Below are 16,801 nucleotides of genomic sequence, written 5' to 3'. Positions count from 1 at the left end.
TCGCTTCCGCGCTCGGCGGGGGATATTCTGGGACGAAAACGACGAGGCGGGTCATGCCTAAGTGGAATCTGCTGGTTGGGTGCGCGGTGGTCATGGGCCTGCTGGGGCTGCGGCCGGAGACGTTGCCCGCCCAAGAGAAAACGGAACGAGGCGAAATCCTGTTCAACCGGGATGTGCGCCCGATTCTGTCCGATTCGTGCTTCCCCTGCCACGGGCCCGACGAAAAGAATCGCCAGGCGGAACTGCGGCTCGATCAGCCTGAGTCGGCGTTGCTGGCTCGTGAAGGTCGCCGCGCGATCGTGCCGGGGAGTGCGCGGGCGAGTGAAGTGTTCCGCCGCATCACAACCAGCGATGCCGCGGAGCGGATGCCGCCGCCCGACAGTGGCCACGCGCTCAGCGCCCAGCAGATCGACCTGCTGCGGCGGTGGATCGAGGCCGGCGCGAAGTGGGAAAGGCACTGGTCGCTGATCCCGCCCCAGCGACCGCCGCTGCCGACGGTGAAGCAGAGTGAATGGCCCGCCCAGGCCGTCGATACGTTCGTGCTGGCTCGACTGGAGAAAGAGAAACTGACCCCTGCTGCACCAGCGGAGCGATCGACGTTGCTCCGGCGTCTCTCGTTCGATTTGACTGGCCTGCCGCCGACGGTGGAGGAAGTCGAAGCCTTCGCAGCAGACCCCGCGCCCGATGCTTATGAACGGCAAGTCGACAGGCTGCTGGCTTCGCCCCGCTATGGCGAGCGGATGGCTGGCCCGTGGCTCGATGCGGCCCGCTACGCCGATACGAGTGGCTATCAAAGTGATGGCGAGCGATACATGTGGCGGTGGCGCGATTGGGTGATTGAGGCTTACAACCGCAACCTGCCCTTCGATCAGTTCACGATCGAGCAGTTGGCCGGTGACCTGCTGCCCGATGCCACGCTCGAGCAAAAGATTGCGACGGGCTTTCATCGGAACCATCGAGGGAATGCTGAAGGTGGGATCATCGCAGAAGAGTATGCGGCCGAGTATGTCGCCGATCGCGTTGAGACCACCGGAACGGTTTGGCTGGGCCTGACCATCGGCTGTGCGCGGTGCCACGATCACAAGTTTGACCCGCTGCCGACGCGTGATTTCTACAGCTTGGCGGCGTTCTTCAACAACGTGCCGGAGAAGGGCCGGGCGGTGAAGTTTGGCAACTCCCCGCCGTTTATCGCGGCGCCAACCCAGCGGCAGCAGGAACACTTACTCGGATTGGAAATTGCCTTGCTGACGGCGAGAGCCAAGTGGCTGCGGTTGAAGTCGCGCATCGACCGTGGGCAGGAAGCTTGGGAGCAGTCTCGGCCCGAGAACTTGCCGGCTCATTTTTTGCCGGCCGATTCACTCGTGAAGGAGTGGAACTTTGACGACGCTCGGTTTAATGCCGAGCGTGTCATCGATGCCGGCGACATCGCCGACTTTGGCTATCTCGACAGGTTCACGCTATCGGCGTGGGTGTTGCTGGATGATGCAAAGAGTGGCGGCACGATCGTCTCGCGCATGACCGATGTGCCGCAGGGAGACGGCTATCAGTTCGCGATTGTCGGCGGCAAGTTGCAACTGAACCTGGTCAAACGCTGGCTCGATGATTCGACCCGTGTGCAGACTGCAGCAACATTGCCCCTGGGCCGCTGGGTGCATGTCGCGACAACCTATGATGGCTCGCGCACCGCCGAGGGGATTCGCTTCTACGTCGATGGCGAGTTGCAACAGAACGACGTCCTGCTCGACGAGATTAACCAGCCCATCAATGTGAAGGCTCCGCTGCGAATTGGCGGCGGTGGTGGACCGGCGATGAAGTTCCGCGGGCAACTGCGGAGTGCGCGCGTCGATGCTGCTGAACTTCCCAGCGACGAAATCGCGTGGCTGGCGACGGCGGAAACGCTCGCGGAGATCTTGCAAATCGAACCTGCCAAGCGAACCGAGGCGCAGGGCCGCAAGCTGCGCGAATACTACCTGGCGAAGGAGGCAGACGAAGCGATTCGCACACTGCAGCGGGAAGTACGAGCAGCGTTGCAGTCGCTGAAGTCGTTCCAAGACTCGCTCCCCACGGTCATGGTGATGGAAGAGATGAAGACGCCGCGCGAAACCTTCGTGCTGCTGCGCGGGCAGTACGATCAGCCTGGGGAGCGGGTGAGGTTTGGTGTGCCGGGCGCGTTGCCATCGTGGGACAAGAGTGCGCCGCGCAACCGCCTGGGATTGGCGCAGTGGCTCGTGACCAAAGATCATCCGCTTACGGCCCGCGTGCAGGTGAATCGAATTTGGCAGTTGCACTTTGGCACCGGCCTGGTGAAGACGGCCGAAGACTTTGGTTCGCAAGGTGAGTGGCCCAGCCATCCGGAGTTGCTCGATTGGCTGGCGATCGAATGGCCCGCGCATGGCTGGGATGTGAAATGGCTGCAGCGGCAGATCGTCACCAGCAGCGTGTATCGGCGATCGTCGCGCACAACGCCCGAGTTGGTGGAACGTGATCCCGAGAATCGATTGCTCGCGCGGGGACCTCGCCAGCGACTTTCGGCCGAGCAACTGCGAGATCAGGCACTCGCCGCGGGTGGTCAATTGAGCGAACAGCTTGGCGGACCGTCGGTGCGACCGGTTCAGCCTGCGGGCTTGTGGAAGGAACTGACCGGCGTGGCCGATTATGAAGCGGGAACCGGCGCGGATCTGGTACGGCGTAGTCTCTATACGTTCTGGAAGCGGACGATCGCGCCGCCGAACATGATGGCCCTCGATGCTCCCTCGCGCGAGTTCTGCACCGTGCGATCTTCCCGCACCAACACGCCGCTGCAAGCTCTCACGCTGCTGAACGAAACGACCTTCGCCGGCGCAGCGGAAGGTCTGGCAACGCGGGCACTCGCACGCAGCGGTGAGAACGACACGCAGCGAATTCGCTGGGCGTTTCAAGTGTGCACGTCGCGCGAACCTACGCCGCAGGAGCTGGCGATTTTGACTCGCGGGCTGCAGAAGCAGCGAAGTTTATCGCTCGGTGATGATCGGGCTGCGTACACGGCGGTGATGCGCGTGCTGCTCAATCTTGATGAGACGTTGCATGCAAACTAGGTCTACAGAAAACGAACGCAATCGCGAGAACGACGCGCTGGCATGCAAGAGCGCTCCCCTCGCTAACGCGTCGGGCTACTTGAGGAGACTACAGCATCGCTTGCAGTCGCTCGTAGGCTTCGATGCGGCGTTCGTGGACGTCTTGATACAACTCGACGTATTCGTGAGCGCTCTTCTGCCACGACCAATCCTGCTTCATGCCTGTTTCGACGATCTGCTGCCAACGCTCGGTCTGGTGATGATAGGTATTGAGCGCGCGGCCGAGGGCATGTTCCATTTCGTGCGTGGCATAGTTTTCGAAGACGAAACCGGTCGCCCGTTGTTGCCACAGGTTGTCGTCGTTGGCATCGGCGACGGTATCCTTCAAGCCGCCGGTCGCGCGAACTACGGGAACCGTGCCGTACTTCAAGCTGTAGAGTTGATTCAGCCCGCAAGGCTCGTAAGCGCTGGGCATCAGGAAGATGTCGCTGCCGGCTTCGATGCGGTGCGAGATCCCTTCGTTGAAATCGAGCCGCAGTCCGACACGATGGGGAAACTCGTGCGCGAGGCGAGAGAGCATGTCGTGATACTTGAGTTCGCCGGTGCCGAGAATCGCCCATTGGACGTCGACATCACGGACCCAGCGTTGCATGAGTTCAGCAACCAGGTCCCAGCCTTTTTGATCGGCCAGTCGACCGACCAGGCCAATGACGGGAGTGCGGGGCGAGATCGGCAAACCGAGCTCGCTTTGCAGCGCGGCCTTGCAGGCACCTTTGCCCGCTTGCCAATTGGTTGTGTCGTACTTGTAGGGAATGTGTACGTCGGTCGCTGGGTTCCAATCGGCGTAGTGCACGCCGTTCACAATGCCGCACAGGACATCGGCCCGCGATTGCAGCACGCCTTCGAGCCCGCAGCCCAGCGGATCGGTTTGGATCTCTTTGGCGTAGGTGGGGCTGACCGTGTTTACACCGTCGGCGAAGGTGAGCCCCGTCTTGAGCAGGTTGAGCTTGCCGTAGAACTCCATTTGGTGCCAGTTGAAGTACTTCCAATCGAGCCCGGTCAGCAGCATGTCCCAATGCCAGAAGATGCCCTGATAGGCCAGGTTGTGAATCGTCAGCAGCGAGCCGATTGTTTCGTAGCCGTGGCAATGGGCGTATTCGATGTGCAGGTAAGCGGGAATCAAGCTGGTCTGCCAGTCGTGGCAGTGAATCACTTCGACTTCCAGCTTGAGCATGCGGATGGCTTCGAGTGCCGCGCGGCAGAAGAAGGCAAAGCGTTCGGCGTTGTCTTTGTAGTCTTCGCCTTTGTGGCGATAGAGTTCGGGCCGGTCGAAGTAGTCGTCTTGCTCGATGAAGAAGATCGGTACTTCGGAGTTGGGCAAAGTGCCTCGCAGCAGGCGGCCGCGGACGATCTTGTTGCCGATGGGCACATCGAATTTGATGTTGAGCGGCTCGATGCCGGGGTGCCCCTTCACTTGTCGATAGGCGGGCATCATCACCGAGACGTTGTGCCCCAGCTTGTTGAGTTCGATGGGCAGGGACCCGCAGACGTCAGCCAGTCCGCCAGTTTTGGCAAACGGGGTGACTTCGCTGCTGACAAAAAGAATATTCACCGGCGGTTCCCCAGATCTCTAGCCAAGCCCATCTGGCCAATCACAGCGCGTGCTATCAAAGACTCAGCGCAAGTTCACAGCACGGTGCAAGGGTTTATAGCTTACGCCCGGCAAACAGGCCAGCGAACGAGGCTTACAAAGCCCCCAAATTCGCTGTTTCCTCCCTGTTGGAAGGATTCTACCGGTGCTGCGGCGGAAGTGAAGGTTTGGCGAAGTATCGACAAGGCGGATTTGGGGGTGAACTTTGGCCGGGGAATAGGGCACAAACGAAGTGGCCACGAGCCTGGGGCAGGAGTCTTTGGCGACCATCGGTTTTGCGACCTGGAACCAGCTCACTCGCCCCAGACTCTCGACCCCGATCTCTCACTAGGTAGACAAAGTCGCTTTGCCCGTGGCCATTGGTTAGAATTCAAGCTGCTCGAAACCCTTTTGGATGAGGCGGAAAGGACCGGTTGAAGCGTGGCTATCGACCTGCAAGAAACCGCCCGGCAGCACTTTGACCGGATTCACCGGGCGGCCCTCGTTCTCAGTGGCAATCCCTGGGACGCCGACGATCTAGCCCAAGAGACGTTCTTGGTCCTCTCGCGCCAAAGCGGCGCGTTTGAGGGGCGGAGCAGCTTGTACACGTGGCTGTACGGCATTCTGCTCAATCTGGAACGGCGCGAACGCCGGCGCATCGGCATGCGGCGCAAGAAGCTGCAAGTGCTGTGGGATTCCGAACCCACTGAAGAACGCTCGTCGCCGGGAGCCGATGCTCCGAGTGAAGTGAGCGAGTGGAAGAACAGCCTGTGGGCCCGCGTGGCACAGTTGCCCGACGGCCAGCGGCAGTCGCTGGTGCTGCGTTTCAGCGAAGGCCTGCGCTACGAAGAGATCGCCGAGATTCTGGCCTGCCCGCTAGGGACCGTGAAGTCACGAATCTTCCACGGACTGGCTGCTCTGCGCAAGATTCTAGAACTAGAAGGGGAAGACGCCCGCCAACTGCCTGCGTTTCCCGCCGAGGACCTCTCTCATGTCATTTAAGTTCGTGCCCCTCCCCGCTGATGATCTGCCGGACGATGAAGCGTTGCTCGCCAGCGAAGAAGATCTGCCCGCGGACTTCGCCGCTCTTGGCGAGCAGTTGCAGGTCGATGCGCTCCGCCTGGGAAGTGTTTATCCCGCTTGTCGTCCGCCCCTCGAACTCATCGACGCTCTAGCCGCGAAACCGCGGCGAGCTTCGGTATGGCGCTGGGTGGCGGGTGGCTCGGTGGCCGCAGCGACCATCTTGCTCATCACCGGCTTGGCCATTGTTGCGAACAGTCAGCGCGACAATGACCCGCGCGTCGCAGAATCTTCAGGCACGCCTGCGAATAACGCAGCAGCAGCGCCTGCAGACACGACGGCCTTTGTACAAGCTCCGTTGGTCCGCTTGCCGGATGAGTCGACCAATCGGTTGATATCGAACCCTACTTCCCGCGCCCCGGTTCAGCCCATCTCCTATCGCCCTGCGGTAACCGATGTCAATGGTCCGCAGCTCGAAGGCTTGCTCGACTTGTGGAACGAACAGCCTCAAGCCGGGGCGACGGTCGCGTTTTAGGCAGCCCCGCACATCGCAGCTGGCAGCTATCCGACTTCTCCTCTGCAGGCAGTCACAGGCAATCCAACCTCACATGGCCCGCTCGTCGCTCATCGCCGCTTTGCTACTTGCCGCTCTTGCAGCAACGGCTGGTCGCGCGCAGGAAGCACCCGGCGGTGATTGGAAAGCTACGGCTGCTCGCCTGCAGCGCAGCATTGTGACGGTCCGCATTCGCCGCGCCGAAGTCGTAAAGCCAGCCGTTGAAAACAACGAGCTCGAAGCAAAGAAGGACAAGGAACCAGCCGACGAAGCGTCCGTCACCGTTTGCACCGGCTTTTGTGTCGCGCCGGGCAAGATCATTACGGCGACGTTGGCTGCGACCGATGACCGCATTCGCTTGACGCTCGCCGGCGGCTTGCAAAGCGACGCTCGGCTGCTGGCCATCGATGAATACTCGGGACTCTCCTTGCTCGGATGCGATGGCAAAGAAATCGATGCGCTCACACTCGCCGCCAACCAGCCTGAGGTGGGCGAGTATGTCATGGCCGGTGCTGCCTGGGGTGTCGATCGTCCGGTCGTCTCGCTGGGCATCATCGGTGCCACCGACCGCACGCTGCCGGGGCTCGTGGTGCCGCCGCTGTTGCAGTGCGATTTGCGCACGGTAGAAACTTCTAGTGGTTCGCCGCTCACCACTCGCAACGCGGAAGTTGTCGGCATTGTCATGGCCATCGAAGAGCCGGAAGCTCGTCGAGGTTGGACCTATGCCATTCCCGCAACTCACATTCGCCGCTTGATCCGCAGTGCCGATGCCGCCGTTGCCAAGCCCGGGGAACAGCCAGCGACAAGCGTCGTAGTGCTTAAGCGTCGGCGACCCATCGTCGGCATGGTGCTCGAATCGACCGAAGAAGAAATTCTCGTGCAGCGACTGACTGCTGGCGGACCTGCCGAAAAGGCTGGCATCAAAATTGGCGATCGGATTCTCACTGCTGACGGCGTGGCCATTCGCAGTGTCTATCAAGCGGTGCTTCCCACGCTGCGAAAGCAACCCGGCGATGTTGTGCGCTATCGCGTGCAGCGCGAAGAAGGGGAACGAGAACTCGAAGTGATCCTCGGCGGCGGCGTCGAGCTTCCCAAGCTCACGCAGAACGATCTCGGCAAGCTGATCCAACCTCGCGTGCAAGTCGGCCGCGGCCCCGACGGAAACTACTTCGCCCAATCGGGCAATAGCAGTGTGCGCGAAGTCTTCGCTCCCCCGCTCCCCGCCGAGGTCGAACTTCCTCTGCCGCCTACGTCCGAGGAAAAGATCAAGCTCCTCGAAAAGGCCCTTGAACGCTACCAGGCCGTCATCGAGTTGCAGCAACAACAGCTGCGAGAACTACAGAAGGCTGGCGGCACGAAGAAGTAGCTGCCAATTGCGGGCGAAGGCCGCGCCTGTGACTATGCTATTCTTGGACAAGGCAACTCTGATCGGCCCGCTCTGGCATTCTCTCTTTAACGATTATTCGCATTATGCATCGACCTCTTCCCCTGACCACAGCCTTCGTAGCTTGCCTGTCGCTGGCAATGACGTCGCTCGCGCAAGAAGCTGCCGAACCGGCCAAGCCTGTCAACGCCGCACTTGCCGGCTACTTGAAGCACGAGCAGTTAACGGCAGCCATTCAAAAGCTTGACGAAAGCGAACTGGCAACCGTTCGTTCGCTCGGCAAGAGTGCCGGCGGCCGCGACGTTTGGCTCATCACCCTCGGCCAAGGAGACGAGAAGCAGCGAGCCAGTAAACCAGCGATTGCAATCATGGGCAACGTGCAGGGAAGTCATTTGCTGGGAGGCGAACTGGCACTGCGAATGGCTCAGCAGTTGGTCGCCAAAGCCGATGACGAAGCGGTGAAGAAACTTCTCGGCCAAGTAACGCTGCACATCATTCCCCGCCCGGAACCCGATGGGAGCGAGAAGTGCTTTGCTCAGCCTTATCGAGTCCCTGCGGGCAACGATCGCAAGACCGACGACGACCGCGATTTTGCCTTCGGCGAAGATCCACCGAACGATCTCAACGGCGACGGCTTCATTACGCAGATGCGGATCGAAGATCCCGCCGGGACATTAATGCCTCATCCTGATGACCCTCGCGTGCTCATCACCGCTGATCCCAAAAAGAACGAGCGCGGCCGCTATCGCCTCCTCAACGAAGGAATCGACGACGATCACGATGAACAATGGAACGAAGACGCCGGCGATGGTGTCGCGCTCGATCGCAACTTCACGTTTGGCTATAGGCCTTTTACACCGAACTCAGGCCCGAACGCCGTCAGCGAACCGGAGTGCCGCGCGATCGCCGATTTTCTCTTCGATCAGCCCAACGTCGCGGTCGTGTTTACGTTTTCGGCCGACGACAACTTGTTCCACCCTTGGAAGCCGAACGCTCAGACCGAAAAAGAACGCATTCGCAAGAACATCCTCGGCAGCGATGCCACGGCCGTCGACTATCTGGCTGAGTCGTACAAAAAGTTGCACGGCGGCAGCGATGCTCCTTCGCCACCCGATGCCAATGGTCAATTCAGCCGCTGGGCCTATTTTCACTACGGACGCTGGTCGCTGAACGCCCGCGGCTGGTGGGTGCCGAAGACGCAAGCGAAGAAGGAAGAAGCCAAGGAAGAGTCGAAGGATGACGAGAAAAAGGATGAGAAGAAAGAAGAGAAAAAGTCATCCGGCGAGAAGCGCGGCAGCGAGCAAATCAACCTGCTGAACTGGCTGGCGGCGAACAAGATCGACGGCTTTGTCGAGTGGAAAGAAATCAAGCATCCGGACTTTCCGCATCACAAAGTTGAAGTCGGTGGTTTCAAGCCGCTCGTCGATCTCAATCCCCCGGCGACGGAACTCGACAAGCTCGCGGAAAAGCACGTCACGTTTTTGCAAAAGCTGCCCGACTACTTGCCGCAACTGGAACTGCGCGCAGGTGAGGTCCGGTCGCTGGGTGGCGGTGTGTACCGCGTCAAGGTTACGGCTGTGAATACAGGCTACTTGCCCACGATGTCTGAGATGGGAAGTGTGAACGGAATCGCCTATCCGCTGCAAATCGAAATCGACCTGCCTAAGAGCGCGGTGCTGATTCAAGGCGATCGTCGCTCGGAAGTAAGGCGACTTGCTGGCGTTACCGGTCAAGCCGAACGAACTTGGCTCATCCGCTTCGTCGACAAGGCACCTGAAGAAATTTCCATTCGCCTCTGGGCACCGGCGGTGGGCGAAGTGAAAACAACGCTCAAGGTTCAGGAATAGCCAAACCCGGGGTCGGGAGTCTTTGCGGACGAAGGATCCTGCCAATTCATTACGCTTTGCTCCGCATAGACTCCCGACCCATTTCGTTCGCCCACCCGAACGCTCAACCATTCAATCAATACTCACCATGACAACTCAACGAACATCAATCGCTAACGAGCCTGAGGCAATCCAACTCACCAGGTCCGCCCACAGGGGTCAGGAGTCTATGCGTAGCTGGCTCGTGAGCAATCGCTGTGTCGCTCGTCCGCAAAGACTCCCGACCCCGATCTTGGCGATTCTGTACATCATCGCCCTGATCACCCCGATCACCGCCCAAGATAAAGATGTAGCCAAGCCCAAAGAAAAAACGCCCTACCAGGCGATCGGTACGCCCGTCGCGCCGAAGGTGCCAGCGCAGTGGAATCGATATCACGACTACACCGAGAGCACCAAGCTGTTGCACGATCTGGCGAAGGCCTATCCCGAGTATGCCAAGCTGCAATCTCTGGGCACGACGTACGGCAAACGCGAAATGTGGGTGCTGACGGTCACCAACTTTGCCAAGGGGGACGATCAGAGTCGCCCCGCGATGTGGATCGATGGTGCCATTCATGCAAACGAAATTCAAGCCAGCGAAGTGGTGCTCTACACCGCGTGGACTCTGCTGGAGATGCGTGGCGAGAACAAGACGATCGAACGGTTGCTCGACGAACGGGTTTTCTTCCTGATGCCCATGATGAGCCCCGATAGCCGCGATGCTCACTTCTACGAGCCAAACACGACGCACTCGCCCCGCACAGGACAACGCCCCGTCGATGACGACAAGGATGGCCTAGTTGACGAAGATGGCCCCGACGATCTCGACGGCGACGGCAGCATTACGCTGATGCGCGTCCGCGACAAAAACGGCCGCTATAAGCCTCATGCCGATCACCCCAACTTGCTGGTTCCTGTGAAGGACGGCGAGAAGGGCGAATACACGATGCTGGGCCAGGAAGGAAAAGATGACGATGGCGATGGCCGCGTCAACGAAGACGGCGATGGCTTTTATGACCCCAATCGCGACTGGGGCTGGAACTGGCAACCCGACTACATCCAAAACGGTGCACATCGGTATCCGTACTCCATTCTCGAGAACCGCTACGTTGCCGATTTCATCGCTTCGCGCCCCAACATTGCCGGCGCGCAGTCCTATCACAATGCTGGCGGCATGATCCTCCGCGGACCGGGCGCCAAAGAAGACAGTTTCGAGGGAAGTGACCTGAAGGTGTACGACGTGCTCGGTAAGCGGGCCGAACTGATGCTGCCCGGCTATCGCTATATGAACATTGCCAACGACCTGTACGAAGTGTGGGGTGGCGAAGTCGATTGGCTGCATCAAAGCCGCGGCGTCTGGACCTTCACCAACGAACTCTTCACGCCGTTCAACTTCTTTCGCACCACCGGACACGAGGGATTCTTTGGCAGCAACGAAACGCAACATCTGTTCGACAAGTACTTGCTGCTGGGCGATGGTTTCTCGGGCTGGCGCGAGATCGAACATCCGCAATACGGCAAGATCGAGGTCGGCGGCATGCGGAAGAACTGGGTACGCCAGCCCCCCTCGTTTTTGCTGGAGGAAGAATGTCATCGCAACATGGCATTCACGCTCTATCATGCCGATGAGTTGCCGCTCGTCTCCATTCAAGCCGTTACCACCAAGGATCTCGGCGGCGGTTTGACCGAAGTCACCGCGATCGTCGAGAACCGCAAACTCGTGCCGACTCACTCGACTGCCGATGTGCAGCGACGCATCACGCCGCCCGATCTTGTCGAACTCAATGGCAAGAATCTGAAAAAAGTTGTGCTCGGTCTCAAGAGCAACGAACCTTTCTTCCGGGAGCCACAAGAGCAGAAGCGCGAGCCGGCAAAGATGAAACTCAACAGCATCGGCAGCTACGGTGTGACGTATGTCCGCTGGCTCGTCGAAGGCACCGGCCCCTTCGAAGTGCAAGTGAAGAGCATCAAGGGTGGTCAGGCGAGCAAATCGGTCGAGTGACTTTCTCTTGACTTGCCCCGCCGCCAGAGTCGATCATACATCAGCCCCTGTCGATTGATGGGCGGCGCGATCGGTGGTCGGTTTGCCCAGGCGGAAGCAATCACGATGCTCAACATTCACGGCGGAAAATATCGACACTGCGACGGTCTGACCCGGCGCGACTTTGTCCGCGCGGGTTCGCTGGCCTTCGGCGGCCTGGCTCTCGGGCAGTTCTCGTTGCCCACGATGTTGCGGGCGGAAGCAGCAGCCGGCATTCGCAATTCCCACAAGGCTGTGATTCTGGTGCACCTCGATGGTGGACCGCCGCAGCAGGACATGATCGACCTGAAGCCGGAAGCCCCGGTCGAGATCCGCGGCGAGTTCACCAGCATTCCCACTTCACTCCCCGGCTTTCATGTCGGTGAGCTCCTACCCAAGTTGGCCGCGAATGCTAAGAAATTCGCCTTCATCCGCTCGCTGGTGGGCTCGGCCGGTGCCCACGATGCCTTTCAGTGCCAGTCGGGTTTTGCTGCTAAAGAGCTGAACATGTTTGGTGGCTGGCCGGCTCTCGGCTGCGTGCTGGCCAAGCTGCAAGGGACAACGCGCGATCCGGCCCCCTCGTTTGTCGACATGATGCAAGGCCGACCGCTAGTGCGCAACAGCGCCCGCCCCGGTTTTCTCGGCCCGTCGTACCAGGCGTTTCGCCCCGAAATGTCGCAGCTGTTTGCCCGCGAGCTGGAAGCAGGCATGGTCGGCGAGTTAGCTCGCCGCGGCGAGAATCACGCCACGAGCTTGGCGCTGAACGAATCGCTGTCGCTCGGCCGCATCGACGATCGCCGCAATCTGCTCGCGGGGCTCGATCGCTACCGCCGCGAAGTCGACCGCAGCGGAATGATGGGAGCGATGGACAATTTCTCGCAGCAGGCCGTGGGCATTCTCACCTCGGGCCGCTTTGCTCGCGCCCTCGATCTGCAGGCCGAACCAGCAGCCGGGCTGAAGCGGTACGAACTCGAAAACCCCGTCGAGCAAGTCGGCACCAGCGATACGGGCTTTGCCACGAACAAATTCCTGCTCGCCCGCCGCCTGATCGAAGCGGGGGTGCGCTGCGTCAGTCTCACACTGGCCGACTACGACACACATAGTGGCAACTTCGATCGCATGCGCCGCCTGATGCCGGTCCTCGATCACGGCCTGACCACGCTGGTGAATGACCTCGAAGACCGTGGCCTCCTCGACGATGTTTCAATCGTCGTCTGGGGCGAATTTGGCCGCACCCCCAAGATCAACAAGAGTGCTGGTCGCGATCACTGGCCCGGCGTCGGCATGGCTCTGCTCGCGGGCGGCGGCATGCAAACCGGCCAGGTCATCGGCGCCACCGACCGCAACGCAGCGGTCGCCATCGAACGCCCGGTTCACTACCAAGACATCATGGCCACGCTCTATCGCAACCTGGGCATCGATCCCGTCCACACTACCATCGCCGATCCCGCCGGCCGGCCACAATACCTGGTTGGCACCGGCAAAGTGATCCAAGAGTTGATGTAGCTCAACATCGTCGTAAGTCCTCGCTTTGGCTCCCCTCGCCGGGAAAACTTCTTTCACAAACGCGGTAGGTTTGTGAACGCGACCTGCAGTATCTCTCGGGTGCGGCGCGCCTGCGTGTTCACAAACCCCTGCGGTTTGTGAACGCCCTGCTTTCCCCTGTGATTTACGTCGACGCGAGAGCGCCTCGCTGTCCACGTGGAGTTCGGTAACAAGCGGTACTCCGGGCTACTCCGGCATGATGTGCCCAACGTCGTCATCCACCTCCAGCTGGAACTTCAAAAGCGACCTTCGTTGCGGCCAACGATTTGTTCTGGCCGCCGCCAGCTTGTACACTGCCCGCTACGACGACACTCCCGCCCAGGATCCCCGCCATGCGTGTCTTGCTCGTTCGATGTTGGACAATTGCGATTGCCGCTTTGTTGCTACTGCCGCCTCTTCCGTTGGCAACTGCGGCCGATTCGTCAGTGCCGGATCGCGATAAGCCCCTTGCGCTCTCCGCCGAGCAATCGCAAAAGTGCCTGCAGATTCTGCGCACCGGTCTGGCCAGCGATGAGTTCTGGCCGTCGATGCACGCCGCCGAAGCCCTGACGATTGCCGGCAAGGGAGAAGAGGTCAAACAGGCTCTACGCTCGCGGGTGACTCAAGAGCCCGATCATCAAAGACGCTGCGGCCTGGCGCGCGAATGTGCCCGCGCCGGCGATCGCACCACCCTGCCGGAAATGTGGAAGATTCTGGCCGACGAGCAATCGACGGGCCGTATCCATGCCGCCGAAAGCTTGTACAAGGTCGGCGAACTGAACGACGGCAAACTCATGCGTTCGGTCTTCACGACTGCCGAAGTTCCCAAGCTCAAACTGATGGCCGCGGCGGCGCTGGCTCGCGGCGGCAATCAGCCTGCGTTGCAATTGCTGCGTGACAAACTGGCCGATCCCGATTTCGAAGTTCGCAAGATCTCGGCCTGGGTGCTGGGCCTGTTGGGCGATCAGCGCGACATCGAGCCACTGAAGAAAGTCCTCACAGCAGAGACCGATCCGCTCGCCAAAGCGTACTATGTCAACGCGCTCGCATGCCTGCGCGATGCCACCGGTCGCGAACAGCTCATCAAGAATCTCAGCGACAAAGATCCCGCCATTCGCACTTATTCTGCCGACTTCGCCGGCTATGCCCGCGCCGTAGAAGCTCAGCCTCGCTTGCTCGAAATGCTTAATGACACCGTGCTCGACGTTCGCGTGCGAGCCGCGCAGTCTCTGATTGCTCTCTCCCTTCCGCCCGCCGCACTCACGTTGCCTGTTGCTGCGTCGCCCGGCAACTTTTCCGTCGACGTCTATCAGGCGACCAAAGATCGCCCCCGCTACAGCGAAGGCTCGATCATCCCGCTGCAAGATGATTCGCTCCTCTACGCCACGACCGAATTCGTCGGTGGCGGTGCCGACCACACTTCCGCGACGATTGTTGGTCGCATCTCTCACGATGGCGGGCGCTCTTGGGGCGAGCAACGCACGCTGCAAGAGAACATCGGCAAGCAGAACGTGATGTCCGTCACGTTGCGACGTCTGCCCGGTGCAGACAAACAGCCCAGCGACCTGCTGGGGATGTTTCTGCTCGTCAAGAACAGTTCGTCCGACTTGCATCCCGTGTTACGCACTTCCAGCGACGAGGCCCGCACCTTCGACGAACCGATTCGCATCACGACCGACCCTGGCTACCACATCATGAACAACGACCGCGTGACGATCACATCGCGGGGCCGGATTATCTGCCCGATTTCGACGACCCCCGACATCTTTAAGAAGGGGAGCAACCACTTAACCTGTGTCTGCCACTTCTCGGACGACGGCGGCAAAACCTGGCGGCAGAGTGCCGACTCCGTCGATCAACCGCAGCGGGGCGCGATGGAACCCGAAGTGGTGGAACTCGCCGATGGCAAGCTGCTGATGATCGTGCGCACGCAACTCGGCCACATTGGCACCAGCACGTCGACCGACGGTGGCGATCATTGGTCGGAACCCTCGAAACTGTCGGTTCCCTCGCCGGAGTCTCCCGCCACCATTCGCACCATTCCTGCAACCGGCGACTTGCTGCTGGTGTGGAACAACAACTTCGCAGCGGGCCAAGGGCACGGCGGCAAACGAACACCTCTCTCCACGGCCATTTCGAGCGACGGTGGCCAGACTTGGAAGCACACGCGCAATCTCGAAACCGATCCGAACGAAGGCTACGCCTACACAAGCGTGCTGTTTCACAAAGATCGCGTGCTGCTCAGCTACTACGTGGGAAAAATTGGCGCGGGCCCGTTGTCGTCGCGTTTTCGTTCCTTGCCGGTGAGGTGGTTATATGAGACGCCCTAGTCAATGCTTGCTGCTGCTCGTTGCTGCCTGCGTGGCCACAGCCAAGGCTGAAGATTGGCCGCAGTTTCGCGGTAACAATGGCAGCGGAGTTTCCGCCGCCAAGACACCGCTCCCAACGTCGTTCTCCACCACCGAGAACCTCGCTTGGTCCGCCAAACTGGGCGATGGAATCGGCTCGCCGATCATCGTGGGCGGCAAACTGTTTGTCACCGGTATGACCGCCGAACAACAACTGGGCGTGTTCGCCTTTGACGCTGCCACCGGCAAAGAACTGTGGAAGCGTCAGTTCGACACCGGTAAGCTGCCGCGGATCACGCCCCCGAATAGCCACGCCTCATCAACGCCAGCTAGCGATGGTCAGCGAGTCTATGTCCACTTCAGCACGCTCGGCCTGCTTGCCCTTGATGCCAAGACGGGCGAAGACGCGTGGAAGTATCAGCTGCCGTTGCCTGCATACCTGATGGACTGGGGCTCGGGCGCGTCGCCCATCGTCTATCAGGACTTGGTGATCTTCAATCAAGACGATGATCTGGCCTCGGCCCTGTATGCCATTGATGCCAATACCGGCAAGCTGCGGTGGAAGACCGACCGCAGCGAGATGCTCGCCGGCTACGCCGTGCCGGTCATCTGCCAGGCGGGTGGTCGCACCGATCTCGTCGTCGCCGGCAGCGGTAAATTGAAAGGCTACGATCCGGCGACCGGCAAAGAGTTGTGGACCTGCAACACGCTGCTGCGCACGATCATGACTTCGCCCGTCGTGCGCAACGACAAAATCTACGTTGCCGTGCAAAGCTATGGCGATGAAACTCGCACGCTCAAGTATGCCTTGCTCGAATGGCTCGATACCAACCAGGATGGCCAACTCGCGCGAGCGGAAGTCCCCAAAGAGTTCTGGGAGCGGTTCGATCGATCCGACAAAGACAAGAGCGGCAATCTCAACGGGGGTGAACTCGATACGGCGTTTCAATCGGCTGAGAATCAATCGGGCGGCGGCAACACGATTCAGGCCGTCCGCGGCGGCGGCAGCGGCGATGTGACCGCGACGCATGTCGTCTTCAACTTGCACAATCGCTCACCATCCAATCTGTGCTCTCCACTCGTCGTGGGCGAGCAAATTCTCGTGGTGAAGAAGGGCGGGCTCACCAGTTCGTTCGATGCCGAGAACGGCAACACGCACTGGGAACTCTCGCGAATTCGCAACATCGGCGACTACTACGGCTCCCCCATCGCCGGCGATGGCAAAATCTACGTTCCCGGCGAGAACGGTTTTATCGTCGTCCTCGAACAAGGCCCCAAACTAAAGATCCTCAGCAAGAACGACATCGGCGAATCGTGCCTCGCCACTCCCGCCATTGCCAACGGCCGCCTCTACATCCGCGGCCGCAACAGCCTCTTTTGTTTTGCTGCGGAAGGGAAGTAAAC

At 60.2% G+C, this 16,801-nt stretch carries 10 protein-coding genes; 9 read left to right on the top strand and 1 reads right to left on the bottom strand.

The window, feature by feature from the left end; translation table 11 throughout:
* The first annotated feature begins 53 nt into the window (after window positions 1-53).
* The gene (locus NA78x_RS30105; RefSeq protein ID WP_425616083.1) at window positions 54-3,074 is read left to right on the top strand and encodes a DUF1553 domain-containing protein; all 3,021 of its coding nucleotides are present in this window, start codon (window positions 54-56) and stop codon (window positions 3,072-3,074) included.
* 88 nt (window positions 3,075-3,162) lie between these two features.
* Here NA78x_RS30105 and glgA read toward each other — a convergent pair whose 3' ends face one another.
* Window positions 3,163-4,665: a glycogen synthase GlgA gene (gene glgA / locus NA78x_RS30100; protein WP_425616082.1), complete on the bottom strand. Its 1,503-nt coding sequence runs from the start codon at window positions 4,663-4,665 to the stop codon at window positions 3,163-3,165.
* 459 nt (window positions 4,666-5,124) lie between these two features.
* Here glgA and NA78x_RS30095 point away from each other — a divergent pair, with 459 nt between their 5' ends.
* From NA78x_RS30095 to NA78x_RS30060, 8 genes are all read left to right on the top strand, one after another.
* Window positions 5,125-5,685 (top strand): RNA polymerase sigma factor, encoded by a 561-nt coding sequence (locus tag NA78x_RS30095; protein ID WP_425616081.1) that lies wholly within the window; start codon window positions 5,125-5,127, stop codon window positions 5,683-5,685.
* Complete coding sequence (locus NA78x_RS30090; protein WP_425616080.1) at window positions 5,675-6,238, top strand: hypothetical protein; 564 nt, start codon at window positions 5,675-5,677, stop codon at window positions 6,236-6,238. Before NA78x_RS30095 ends, NA78x_RS30090 begins: the two co-directional genes overlap by 11 nt.
* 73 nt (window positions 6,239-6,311) lie before the next feature.
* Window positions 6,312-7,622, top strand: coding sequence for a S1C family serine protease (locus tag NA78x_RS30085; protein WP_425616079.1), 1,311 nt, complete (start codon window positions 6,312-6,314; stop codon window positions 7,620-7,622).
* Between the two features lie 104 nt (window positions 7,623-7,726).
* Window positions 7,727-9,487, top strand: a complete 1,761-nt coding sequence (locus NA78x_RS30080; protein WP_425616078.1) for a M14 family metallopeptidase — start codon at window positions 7,727-7,729, stop codon at window positions 9,485-9,487.
* A gap of 208 nt (window positions 9,488-9,695) precedes the next feature.
* A complete protein-coding gene (locus NA78x_RS30075; RefSeq protein ID WP_425616077.1) occupies window positions 9,696-11,507 on the top strand; it encodes a M14 family metallopeptidase in 1,812 nt (603 codons plus the stop codon).
* A gap of 105 nt (window positions 11,508-11,612) precedes the next feature.
* Entirely contained in the window at window positions 11,613-13,031 is a 1,419-nt protein-coding gene (locus NA78x_RS30070) for a DUF1501 domain-containing protein (protein ID WP_425616076.1), read from the top strand.
* A 371-nt stretch (window positions 13,032-13,402) separates the two neighbouring features.
* A complete protein-coding gene (locus NA78x_RS30065) occupies window positions 13,403-15,379 on the top strand; it encodes an exo-alpha-sialidase (protein WP_425616075.1) in 1,977 nt (658 codons plus the stop codon).
* Window positions 15,366-16,799 carry a PQQ-binding-like beta-propeller repeat protein gene (locus NA78x_RS30060; protein WP_425616074.1) on the top strand — a complete coding sequence of 478 codons (1,434 nt, stop codon included), beginning with the start codon at window positions 15,366-15,368 and terminating at the stop codon, window positions 16,797-16,799. The genes NA78x_RS30065 and NA78x_RS30060 overlap by 14 nt, the downstream gene beginning before the upstream one ends.
* Window positions 16,800-16,801: the final 2 nt, after the last annotated feature.

The sequence above is a fragment of the Anatilimnocola aquadivae genome (assembly GCF_049819085.1).
Classification (GTDB): Bacteria; Planctomycetota; Planctomycetia; order Pirellulales; family Pirellulaceae; genus Anatilimnocola.
Note: the sequence above shows the minus strand (reverse complement) of the source record. Positions and strands in the feature narration are given on the sequence as shown.